The following is an 11,055-nucleotide window of genomic DNA, read 5'->3' as shown; positions in this document are numbered from 1 at the left end:
CCCCCCCCACCTAACACCTCGTCCGCCGCGCCCCCGGGGGGCCCCCCCCCCCCAGCCCCCCCCCCCCCCCGCGCCGCGCGCCCCCCGCCCCCCCCGGCCCCCCCCCGACACTCTCACCGGGATGGACGAGGAAGTCGACATCGATGGTGCCCTTGGTCACGTCGAGCGCGCGGATGGTGTAGACGCGTGCCACCGGTCGCCGGTCGTCGGCTGGCCAGGCCGGCAAGCCATTGCCCCCGAGCACCGGCCACAGCGGATCGGGCACCTCCCTGGTCGGGAACAGCATGCGGATATGCATGCCGCCGAATTTGGCGAAGCGGGAAAGGTTCTCGCCGGCGAGGCGAATGCGGCGCATATGAGCGGTAAGGTCGCGAACATCCGTCACCGTCATCTCGCGGAACTGAGCGAGGCTGGTTTCGCCCGAGAGATCGCCGGTCCAGACGATCTCGGGGTTTTCCTCCCTGGCATAGACCTGGACCGCCGTCGCGAGCAGGTCCTTGATGCGGGCCAGCCCGTCGCTGTCGGCGGCATTGGCCCGCATCACCCGCCGCTCCACGTCGATGGAGGCACGGCCAAAGGCGAAACGGAAATCGATGCGCCGCCCATGATGCGAAGCATCGGCCTCGAAACTCTGCAGCCTGTCGCTGATGCGTTCCATGTAGTCGGGCAGGTGCCGCAGGTCGAGCCGCGCTTCGCAGACCAGTTCGCGCACCGATGCTTCGCTCATTCTAGCCTCCGATCCTGCCGGTGAAGGCCACCTTGAAAGTGCGGCCCTTGCCCTGTTCCGTTGCCGCCGAGGTCGACCATGCGCTTTGCGGGTCGGTGTAGGCGGTGTTGAAGACGTTATCGACGCCGAAATCGAGCTTCAGGTTGTCGTTGACGCGCCAGTTGGCGAAGACGTTGACCAGTTCGAAACCGTCGTCGACGACCGGCACGGCGTTGGGATTGGTGCGGCTGGTGCGGGTGATCTTGCCGACGCTGAGATATTGCGCACCGACGGTGAGCTGGTCCTCCAGCATGCGGAAGCCGATGGTGGCCGAGAAACGGTCGAGCGGCGTGTTGCTCAGCGCCTGGCCGGAATAGACGCCGCTGACGACCTTGGCGTCGATCAACGCCCCGGCAAGATTCACAAAACCCCAATTGTAGTCATAGACCATCTCGACCTCGACGCCCTTCAGGCGCGCGTCGCCGATGTTGATCGCCGTGCGCGGCAGGACCGTCAGGTCGACGTCGATGTAATCCTCGACGTCGGTGTGGAAGACGTTGACCTTGGCACGCAGCCGGTCGCCCGCGGTCAGCACGTCGTCATATTTCACGTTGATGCCGGCCTCCCAGTTCTTCGCCGTCTCGGGCTGCAGCAGAAGATTGGGTCGATAGCTATCGCCGCCGCCATGCGCGCCGCCGCCGCGGAAGACATCCTGCAGGCCCGGCGCCCGGTAGCCTTCGGAATAGGTGCCATAGAGCTGGAAGCCTTCGAACGGTGTAACGCCGACGGTGAGACGCGGCGACCAGCGGTCGCCTGAGATCGAGGCTTCCTGCGGAGGCACGGTGCGGGTCTCGCCATCCAGCTGGTAGCCGTCGTAGCGCATGGCGGCGATCACCTGCAGCCAGTTCTCGTAGTCGCCCTGCCACTGCAGGAAACCGCCGTAGCCCTGCTGCTCGCCGGCACCGAAATGAGCGGCCTCGGATGACGCTTCGAGATAGTAATAGTCGAGCCCGTAGGTCAGCGAGTGGGCGATCTCCCAGGCGTCGAAGCGTGAGGAGTTCTTCACATTGAAGCCTGTCGTGGCGACATCGTAAAAACGGAAATTGCCGATCGCCGAGACGGGCCAGACCTGCGTCTGCTCGGCGCGGGTGCGGTTATGATAGGCATTGGCGCTGAAGTCGATCAGCTCGTTGTCGTCGGGCTTCCAGGTGTAGGCCGCGGTGTAGGTCTGGTTGGTGGTGTTGGTGTCGTAGCGGCTCAGCGTCGGCGAGGTCGAGCCGCTCGAACCGGTGATCTGGTCGTTGTAGCGCTGAAGGATGGCGCCGAGCTTCAGCTCGTGGCCATCGGCCGGCCGCAGCGTCGTCTTCAGATAACCGCTGGTTACTCGCTCGCCGGTCCATGGCACGGTGTCGCCATTGCCGTCGGTGTAGCTGTCGCGGTCACGGTGGATGAGGTTACCGATGATGTCGGCATCGTCGCTGAAGCGGTAAGCGCCGGTGGTGCTGGTGGTGAAGCCGTCGCCATTGTCCTCGTAGCCGAGCTTCTCGCTCAGCGCCCAGCGCTCGTCCTTCTTGAGGAAGTCGCCGGCATCCTTGGTCTCGAAGGAGACGACGCCGCCGATGCCGCCTGAACCATAAGCATTCGACACCGGGCCTCGAATGACGGTGGCTTCCTTGATCAGGTCGGGTTCGACATAGAACGAGCCAGAGCCATGACCAACGCGCCAATAGTCCTGCCGGGCGCCGTCGAGGGTGACGACGACGCGGCCATATTGTTCCAGGCCGCGGATGTTGATGGCGGTCGCCGGGTCGTCGCCGTTCATCGAGGCAGCGACGCCCGGCGTGGTGCGGAAGATGTCGGCGGCGGTGTCGGGCTGGATGCGGTCGAGCTCATCCTGATCGATGGCGCTGATGGCGGCCATCGATTCGATGACGGCGGTCTTGATCATCGTCGCCGAGATGGTGATCACATCAAGCATCGTCGCCGGTTGCTCGGCACTGGCCGGCGCCAGGCGGCCGGTCTTGGCGGTGGCCTTTTTCTCCTGGTCCTGTTCCTGCGCACTGGCAAAGGGCACGGCGCAGAGGCCGAGCACGAAGGCGAGCGCGGTGCTCGCCATCAAGGTCTTGTTTGTTGTCGTTGTCATGCAGCCCCCAAGCAAAAAGCAAAAACGGCTGGCGGTGGCTGAACGGCCTTGGCTGGCATGATCGAAAAAACCTCGACCATGCGGTCGGGGCACGAGCCACTTATTAAAACATGATGACATAAGTCAACTTTAAATTTATAGCCGACCGTCATCGAGAAGCATTGGCTTGGAGTAGCGTGATGGTCGGCAGTGTGAGCGAGGGCAGGGGGATTCGCTGGTTGCAACCGGGCAGGATCGCGGCGGTGCTGCTCCTGGCGCTGTCGGTGTTGGCGCCGTCCGGTGGCTTCAAGGCGCTGGCCGCCGAGACCGTTGTCGACGCGTTGGGACCAACCGTCGCGCCGGGACCGGGAACCAGGATCCTGACGCTGGGCTCCGACGTCACCGAAATCGTCCATGCGCTGGGTGCCGGCGGGAGGATCGTCGGCGTCGATCGCGGCAGCAAATATCCGCCATCCGTGACGCAGAAGCCCAATGTCAGCTATCGCCGCCGGCTTTCGGTCGAAGGACTGGCGAGCTTGCGTCCCGACCTGATCCTGGCGGCCGAGGACAGCGGGCCTCCCGAAGCGGTCGAGGTGCTGAAGTCGCTGGCGATCCCGGTCGTCTTCATCCCGCAGGACAACAGCCCACAAGGCATCGAGCGCAAGATCACGCTCGCCGCCGCCCTTGGGCTCGAGGACAAGGGCAAGGTGGTTTCCGCCGAGGTGCTCACTGCCTTTCAGGCGGCGGCCGATCTGGCGTCGAAGATTCCGCCGGGGCGGCGTAAGAAGGTGATGTTCTTCCATGGTCTCGTGAAGTTGAGTGCCGCCGGCGCCGGCACCTCGGCCGACGCCATCATCCGCTATGCCGGCGGCCTCAACCCGATGGACGTCGTGCAGGGCTACAAGGCGGCGTCGGAGGAAAAACTGATCGAGATGGCGCAGGATGTGATCGTGATGATGAGTGACGGCAAGGGCGGACCCACGCCCGAGCAGGTGTTCGCCAACCGGGCGCTGGCGGCAACGCCGGCGTCGGTCAACAAGGCGCTGATCGTGCTCGACGGCGCCTATATGATCGGCTTCGGCCCGCGGACATCAGATGCTATCCGCGACCTGGCGAAGGCGCTTTATCCAGAAGGATAAGCGTTGACCAAGCTTGCTGCTCAGATCTCCGGGATGTTCTCCTTGAAGATCACCTGCAGCCTTGGCTGGTGCAGTTCATAGGGCAGCCCCCGGACCGCATGGGTCAGGGTGTTGAGCGCCTCACGGGCCTCGACACGCGGGTTCTGGTCGATGACCGCGTCGAGCGTGCCGTCGAGCAGGAGGTCCTTGGTGCCGTCCGTCACCTCGTGGCCGAGGAAGACCATGGACTGGGCGCGGCCGCGCTCCTTGAGCGCGCGGGCGATGCCGGTGTTGCCGGCGCCGACATTGTAGATCGCGGCAAGGTCGGGGTGCCGCTCCAGCAGGGCGGACGCTTCTGAATAGGCCTTCTCGCGGTCGTCGAGCATTTCGCGCATCTCGACGATCTGCAGATTGGGCGATTCCTCCGTCAGGATATGGCGGAAGCCCATCTCGCGTTCCTCATGGCCGCGATAGGACAGCGAGCCGGCGAACAGCGCCACCTTGCCCGGACGACCGGATCCCATGAAGCGGTTGAGCAGATAGCCGGCCAGCCGCCCGGCGGCGCGGTTGTCGATGCCGATATAGGCGACCCTGGGCACATGCAGGATGTCGGAGGCGATGGTCACCACCTTGATGTCGTTGGCCGACAGCGAGCGGATCGCCTCGCGCACCGTCGGATGGTCGAGCGCGATGACGCCGACGCCTTGCGTCCGGCCGCGCAGATCCTGCAGCAGGCGGGCGAGACGATCCGGATTGAACCCTTCGATGGTGGCAATGTGAACGTCGAGGTCTGGCCGTGACCGCGCCTGCGCCTCGATCTGGCGGTGCAGCATCTTGATGAAGGAATTGGTACCGGCGGGCAGCGCGAAATCAAGCCGGATGATGTCGCCGGGCAAAGGCCGCGGCGGCGCCCCATTCGGGCTTTCGGCGATATAGCCGAGGCGCTGCGCCATTTCGAGCACGATTTCTCGCGTGCGCGCCCGTACGCCGGGGCGGTTGTTGAGCACTCGGTCGACCGTGGCGGCCGAGACACCGGCTTCCCGGGCTATGTCAGTCAGGGTGGACCGCAACGTCTTTCATCTCCTGCATGCGTCAGGTCGGCTGGCGACGGCTTTCGTGCCGTCCGCGATTCTGATGGGAAATGATGTATCCGCCCTTGGCCGATGTGCAAGCCGCCGGGCTAAATCAAATCGCCCGGCAGGGCTTCGCAGACCCGGGAAGAGGCGTTTTCCCTCAGATCGAGGCATCAGGAGTGAGGTATGGATCCCGGTTTTGCGCATTTCCTCGCCCTTTTGCAATGTTGTGATGTCTTTTGACTATTTATGATGTTGACAGCCTTCCCATGCTGCCGTCAATATCCCTCATAGGGTCGTGGAGGAAACGTGGCCCTAAGGGAGGAGTTTCAATGTCCAATTTGATCCGCATCTCGCGGCGTCGCTTGCTTGCGTCCGGAGGAAAGGCCGCCGTGATCATGGCCGCCACTGGCATTGCGCCGCAATTCATTCGTCCCGGCCGCGCCTACGCGGCCGACGCGCTGGCGCCAGGCATGATCGGCGGCCCGACGGGCTTCGATGGGGCCGAGCGCTATCAGTACGGCGCCGACACGCCGGAAGGACGCGCCATCGAGGCGGCCAAGGCGCTAAAGGGTGCCGGCAAGGCGCCGGCCAAGATCGTACTCGGCCTGTCCGACGGCTCGATCGGCCAGCTCACGCAGCCGTTCCCGGCCGGCGCGCCATCGATCAAGGATCTGTGGGAGAAGGAGACCGGCATTCCGATCGAAATCGTCGGCCTGCCGAACGGCCAGGAATTCACCAAGACGATGCAAGACATCTCCACCAAGGGTGGGGCCTACGACATCTATTCGACCGAATGGAACCGCCTCGGCGACCTCGCCGAGACCGGCGGCATCGCCAAGCTCGACGACTTCGTCGCGCAGTACAAGCCCGAGTGGGACGATCCCACGAACGGTTATGTCAACGGCGCCAAGGGCGTGTCGCTGCTCAACAAATATCGTGGCTCGAACTATGGCGTGTCGCTGGACGGCGACTTCCAGACCTGGGTCTACCGCAGCGACCTGTTCGGCGACGAAGCCGAGAGGAGGGCCTTCAAGGACAAATACGGCTATGATCTGACGCCGCCGAAGACCTGGAAGCAGCATGGCGATATCGCGGCCTTCTTCCAGCGCCCGGACAAGGGCCTGTTCGGCTCGACCGACCTTCGCAACCAGGGCTGGGGCTACACCAACTGGTATCAGCGCTATGTCTCGATGGCCTCGCCCAACCAGTTCCTGTTTGGCGACGATGGCAAGCCGATGGTCAATTCCGAGCAGGGCATTGCCGCCACCAACGAATATGTCGCTTCGCTCGCGCATCATTCGCCGGATGCGATCTCCTGGGGCTGGCCGGAGCAATATGGCAATTTCGCCAAGGGCGGTGCGGCGATGACCTGCGCCTTCTCCAACCTGCCGAAATTCCTCGACAATGCCGGCAACAAGGACTCGGCTGTCACCGGCAAGATCGGCTCGATGCTGCCGCCCGGCCGCGAGATCGACGGCAAGCTGATCAGCCGTTCCGTGCTGTGGTTCTCGCTGACCGGCATGGTCTCGTCGCAGTCGAAGAACCAGGAGGTTGCCTATCTCCTGCTGCAATGGCTGGGTTCCGCCCGCATCTACGCGTGGATGAGCGCCAACCCCGGTGGTTACCTGGACCCGTTCCGGCTTTCGGATTTCTCCGATCCGCTGGTGCGCCAGACATACCATGCCTACCACATGGACGTGGTGCGCGAGACGGTAGCCCGCACCGTGCCGACCATCAACTATCCCGGCGCGACAGCCTTCCACAATGCGCTGGACGAGAACCTCATGGCGGCGCTGACCAAGGCCAAGACATCAGAGCAGGCGATGGCCGACACCGAGGCCGAATGGAAGAAGATCGCCCGCCGCACCGGCGAGGACAAATTGCTCGAAGCCATCAAGACCAACAAGGAGGCCTGGCCGACAGTTCTCGATCCGATCGTCTGATCCGTCTCCCTGGATCACATCGAAGGAGGGGAGGAGCTTGCTTCTCCCCTCCGCCCACAACGCCACCAGCAAAGCCGCCAGATGAAGCGTTCCATTCCCTTCGAGATATTCCGCTACGCCGCGATCCTCGCGGCCATGGCGGTGACGCTGGTGCCGATCCTGTGGATGGTGTCGATGGCGTTCAAGCCGATCGCCGAATGGTCGGCGACCGGTGCCGACCTGACATGGTGGCCGAAGAACCCGACGCTCAGCAATTTCCGTTTCGTCTTCGGCGAGTCGACCAACAATCTGATCGTCGCGCTCGACCGCACCGCGCTGAAACCTATCCTCTCGTCTCTGCTGTCGGCGGTTTTCGGCACGGTGATCGCCATGTCGGCGGGCACTGCCGCGGCTTACGGACTGTCGCGTTTCGGCTCCGGCCAGAACCTGCCGCTGGCACTGATCCAGCTCAGGCTGTTTCCGCCGATGGCGGTGATGATCCCGGTGATGATCATGTGGGCCTTCCTGAACTTCACCGACAGCTGGTGGGGCCTGGCGCTGATCTACGGCATCGTCACCTTGCCCTTCGCCTTCTGGCTGATGAAGACGTTCTTCGACGACATGCCGCGCGAGATCGAGGAGGCGGCCCTGGTCGAAGGCTGTTCGCGGCTGCGCGTCTTTACCCGCATCACGCTGCCGATGATGCGCGCGCCGCTGGCCAGTGCGGCACTCTTCGTCTTCATCCTCAACTGGTCGGACTATCTGATCGCGCTGCTTCTGACGACGCGCGAATGGGTGACGATCCCGGTCTACATGGCCTCGCTGTCGTCCTCGATGACCGGGCAGCTCTATGGCGCAAAGGCAGCGCTCGGCCTGATCGCCGCCGTGCCGCCGGTCATCATGGGCATCGCCATCCAACGTCATCTGGTGCGCGGGCTGACATTCGGGGCGCTCAAGCAATGAGCGCGGTGACTGCCATGAATGCAGAGGACGAGATGAAAGCCGTCGGAGCAAGGCCGGTTTCGCGCGACGAGGGCGGAAGGCTGGGTTTCCGGCTGACGCTGCCGGCGCAGATCCTCGTCCTGTTCATCTCGGCCTTCCCGCTGTTGATGCAGCTCTATATCAGCGTCACCGACTGGTCGCCGCTGTCGGGCCTCGGCTGGTGGAATGCCTGGTCGCTGTGGAACAGCTTTGCCAACTACACCGATCTTGCCGCCGATCCACGCTTCTGGAGCGCGCTGAAGCGCACGGCCATTGTCATGATCGTCTGCGTGCCGGCGGAGTTCCTGCTGGGGCTGGCGCTGGCGACGCTGTTTGCCGACGATTTTCCGGGCAAGCGGATCTTCTATTCGATCCTGCTGATGCCGATGATGGTGGTGCCGGCGGTGGCCGGCTACATGTTCTTCATGCTGTTCCAGTCGGGCGGTCCGGTGAACGACATATTGTCGGCGCTCACCGGTTCTCCCGTCACCATCGCCTGGCTGTCGGACCCGACCCTGGCCCTGATCGCCGTCATGGTCGCCGATATCTGGCAGTGGACGCCGCTGATGTTCCTCATCCTGCTCGCCGGTCTGGTCGGTGTGCCGGAGGACCAGATCAAGGCGGCGACGCTGCTCGGCGCCAATCCGTGGCAGCGCTTCGTCACCATCGTGCTGCCGAAGATGAAGACGATCATCATCATCGCGCTGGCGATCAGGGTAATAGAGAACTTCAAGATCTTCGATACGCTCTACATCATGACCGGCGGTGGTCCCGGCGTCGCCACCGAGACCATCTCCGTCTACATCTACAAGCTCACCACGCAGGACCTGATCTGGGGCTATGTGGCGGCGATCGCGCTGGCCATATTGGTGGTGCTCTCGATCGTCGCGGTGTTCGCCATGAAGCGCATGGCGCGGGCACGCGAGGTACTGGCATGAGCGCGATCCACCTGCAGAACCTGGTCAAGAAATTCGGCGACTTCACCGCGCTGAAGACCATGGACCTGGCAATATCAGATGGTGAGTTCATGGCGCTGCTCGGTCCGTCGGGCTGCGGCAAGTCGACGACGATGAACATGATCGCCGGCATGGAGGAACCGACCGGGGGCAAGATCCTGTTTGGCGAGCGCGACATGGCCGGCGTGCCGATGGGGCGGCGCGGCGTCGGCTTCGTGTTCCAGAACTACGCCATCTTCACCCATATGACGGTGCGCCAGAACCTTGGCTACGGCCCAAAAATGCGAGGAGCTGCCAAAGCCGAGATCGACCGCCGTGTCGGCGCCATCGCCGAAATGCTGCAGCTGACGCCGCTGCTCGACCGTAAGGCCGACCGGCTGTCGGTCAACATATTGCAGCGGGTGGCGATCGGCCGCTCGGCGATCATGGAGCCGGCGATCTTCCTGCTCGACGAGCCGCTGTCCAATGTCGACGCCGCTTTCCGGGCTGTCATGCGCACCGAACTGAAGCAGCTGCAGCGCCAGTTCCGCCAGACCATGGTCTATGTCACCCACGACCAGCTAGAGGCGATGACCATGGCCGACCGCATCGCGGTCATGGATCATGGCGTGCTGCAGCAGGTCGGCACGCCGCTTGAGGTCTACAACGATCCGGCCAATGTCTTCGTCGCCCGCTTCATCGGCGCGCCGGGCATGAACCTGCTCAAGGGCAGGCCGGCGGAGAGCGACCGTGGGCTGGTCGTCGATCTCGGACCGGTGGGCATCACCCCGCCGCTGCCGAGTGATCTGGCGGCGGCCGTTCGTGGTGCGCGCGGCGAGGTGCTTTACGGATTCCGGCCGGAACAGGCGACGCTGGTGCAGAATGGTCAGGGCCTCGCCATGCAGGTCACTTTCGTCGAACGGATCGGTGCGCGCACCATCGTTCATCTCGGGCAGGGCGAGGCTGCCGTGAAAACGGTGTTCGACAATGATGTCGGGCTGGCGATCGGCGACACCGCTGTCGTCGCCCCCACCGCGTCGTCGGTGCGTGTCTTCGACGCCGCTACCGGTCTTGCGATGAAGGCAGGTTGAGATGGCCGATATCGTCTTCCGCAATGTGACCAAGCGCTACGGCGGCACACTCGCCGTCGACGACGCCTCGTTCACCGTCAACGACAATGAGTTTTTCTGCTTCTTTGGGCCGCCACTGTCGGGAAAGTCGACCATCCTGCGCCTGGTGCTTGGGCTTGAGACCCCTGATGCCGGCGAAATCCTGATCGGCGGCAGACCGGTCAACGAGGTGTCGCCGGCCGAGCGCAACGTGGCGATGGTGTTCCAGAACCTGGCCCTGTTTCCGCATATGAGCGCGCTCGACAATGTCCGCTTCCCCCTGGTCGAACGCCGGGTCGCCGAGGTCGACATCAAAAGGCGGGTCGCCGACGTCGCGGCGAAGCTGCATATCGGCCACATCCTGCACAAGCCGCCGGGCCAGCTTTCGGGAGGCGAGCGGCAGCGCGTGGCGATCGCGCGTGCCCTGGTGCGCGATCCCAACGCCTATCTGATGGACGACCCGATCTCGGCGCTCGACGCCAGGCTGCGCGAGGAAACGCGTGTCGAACTGAAGCGCATCCAGCGCGAGCTCGGCAAGACGCTGATCTACGTCACGCATGATCAGGAAGAGGCGATGTCGGTCGCCGACCGCATCGCTATCCTGGAGGATGGCAGGATCAGGCAGATCGGTGCGCCGGCCGAGATCTATGACCGCCCGGCCAGCACCTATGTGGCGCGGCTGCTCGGCTCGCCGATGATGAACATCCTTCGATCGGTGCGCGGCGAGGGCGGTGTCGAGGCGGCCGAAGGCACGATCCGCATTGCCGACAAGGCGGCGCCCGCGGACGCCGTCGAGATCGGACTGCGGCCGGAAGACATCAAGGTCGGACCGTGGCCCGTTGATGGAAAAGGGGATGGGGGCCCGGGCCGCCCAGCGCGGGTGTTCGAGGTCGAGCCGCTTGGCGGCTACACCGTGCTGACGCTCGCTGCCGGGCAGGCGCGGCTAAAGGCATTGCTGCGCGGCCAGCCTGACATCCGGCCCGACGCCATGGTGGCGATATCCTGTGAGGCGGCCAGGGTGCATTATTTCGGACAGAGCGGGGGAGCGCTGGCACGATGACGGCGGCCGCAAGGAAAGAGCTTCGG

Annotated in this window: 9 protein-coding genes; 6 read left to right on the top strand and 3 right to left on the bottom strand. The window is 64.1% G+C overall.

Features of this window, described 5'->3' with window-relative positions:
• Positions 1–10: 10 nt before the first annotated feature.
• Positions 11–727 (bottom strand): siderophore-interacting protein, encoded by a 717-nt coding sequence (locus NKH19_RS29710; RefSeq protein ID WP_352983371.1) that lies wholly within the window; start codon positions 725–727, stop codon positions 11–13.
• Between the two features lies 1 nt (position 728).
• Complete coding sequence (locus tag NKH19_RS29705; protein ID WP_352983369.1) at positions 729–2,849, bottom strand: TonB-dependent hemoglobin/transferrin/lactoferrin family receptor; 2,121 nt, start codon at positions 2,847–2,849, stop codon at positions 729–731.
• 179 nt (positions 2,850–3,028) lie between these two features.
• On the opposite strand from NKH19_RS29705, the gene NKH19_RS29700 reads away from it, so the two are divergent.
• Complete coding sequence (locus NKH19_RS29700; protein WP_352873303.1) at positions 3,029–3,967, top strand: heme/hemin ABC transporter substrate-binding protein; 939 nt, start codon at positions 3,029–3,031, stop codon at positions 3,965–3,967.
• 20 nt (positions 3,968–3,987) lie between these two features.
• Here NKH19_RS29700 and NKH19_RS29695 read toward each other — a convergent pair whose 3' ends face one another.
• On the bottom strand, positions 3,988–5,016 hold the full coding sequence (locus NKH19_RS29695; RefSeq protein ID WP_352873302.1) for a LacI family DNA-binding transcriptional regulator: 1,029 nt from the start codon (positions 5,014–5,016) through the stop codon (positions 3,988–3,990).
• A gap of 335 nt (positions 5,017–5,351) precedes the next feature.
• Here NKH19_RS29695 and NKH19_RS29690 point away from each other — a divergent pair, with 335 nt between their 5' ends.
• The 5 genes from NKH19_RS29690 to NKH19_RS29670 all read left to right on the top strand — a co-directional run bounded on the left by NKH19_RS29690 (position 5,352) and on the right by NKH19_RS29670 (position 11,029).
• Positions 5,352–6,965 carry an extracellular solute-binding protein gene (locus tag NKH19_RS29690; RefSeq protein WP_352873300.1) on the top strand — a complete coding sequence of 538 codons (1,614 nt, stop codon included), beginning with the start codon at positions 5,352–5,354 and terminating at the stop codon, positions 6,963–6,965.
• 81 nt (positions 6,966–7,046) lie between these two features.
• A complete protein-coding gene (locus NKH19_RS29685) occupies positions 7,047–7,907 on the top strand; it encodes a carbohydrate ABC transporter permease (protein ID WP_183450686.1) in 861 nt (286 codons plus the stop codon).
• Entirely contained in the window at positions 7,904–8,863 is a 960-nt protein-coding gene (locus NKH19_RS29680; RefSeq protein WP_352873299.1) for a carbohydrate ABC transporter permease, read from the top strand. The genes NKH19_RS29685 and NKH19_RS29680 overlap by 4 nt, the downstream gene beginning before the upstream one ends.
• Positions 8,860–9,951 carry an ABC transporter ATP-binding protein gene (locus NKH19_RS29675; protein ID WP_352873298.1) on the top strand — a complete coding sequence of 364 codons (1,092 nt, stop codon included), beginning with the start codon at positions 8,860–8,862 and terminating at the stop codon, positions 9,949–9,951. The genes NKH19_RS29680 and NKH19_RS29675 overlap by 4 nt, the downstream gene beginning before the upstream one ends.
• A gap of 1 nt (position 9,952) precedes the next feature.
• Positions 9,953–11,029, top strand: a complete 1,077-nt coding sequence (locus tag NKH19_RS29670) for an ABC transporter ATP-binding protein (RefSeq protein WP_352873296.1) — start codon at positions 9,953–9,955, stop codon at positions 11,027–11,029.
• Positions 11,030–11,055: the final 26 nt, after the last annotated feature.

The organism is Mesorhizobium sp. M1338, assembly GCF_040318045.1.
In the GTDB taxonomy this organism is placed as follows: Bacteria; Pseudomonadota; Alphaproteobacteria; order Rhizobiales; family Rhizobiaceae; genus Mesorhizobium.
Note: the sequence above shows the minus strand (reverse complement) of the source record. Positions and strands in the feature narration are given on the sequence as shown.

Coding starts and splice junctions, on each gene's coding strand:
- NKH19_RS29710 (WP_352983371.1), bottom strand. CDS start 727: ATGAGCGAAGCATCGGTGCGCGAACTGGTCTGCGAAGCGCGGCTCGAC.
- NKH19_RS29705 (WP_352983369.1), bottom strand. CDS start 2,849: ATGACAACGACAACAAACAAGACCTTGATGGCGAGCACCGCGCTCGCC.
- NKH19_RS29700 (WP_352873303.1), top strand. CDS start 3,029: ATGGTCGGCAGTGTGAGCGAGGGCAGGGGGATTCGCTGGTTGCAACCG.
- NKH19_RS29690 (WP_352873300.1), top strand. CDS start 5,352: ATGTCCAATTTGATCCGCATCTCGCGGCGTCGCTTGCTTGCGTCCGGA.
- NKH19_RS29685 (WP_183450686.1), top strand. CDS start 7,047: ATGAAGCGTTCCATTCCCTTCGAGATATTCCGCTACGCCGCGATCCTC.
- NKH19_RS29680 (WP_352873299.1), top strand. CDS start 7,904: ATGAGCGCGGTGACTGCCATGAATGCAGAGGACGAGATGAAAGCCGTC.
- NKH19_RS29675 (WP_352873298.1), top strand. CDS start 8,860: ATGAGCGCGATCCACCTGCAGAACCTGGTCAAGAAATTCGGCGACTTC.
- NKH19_RS29670 (WP_352873296.1), top strand. CDS start 9,953: ATGGCCGATATCGTCTTCCGCAATGTGACCAAGCGCTACGGCGGCACA.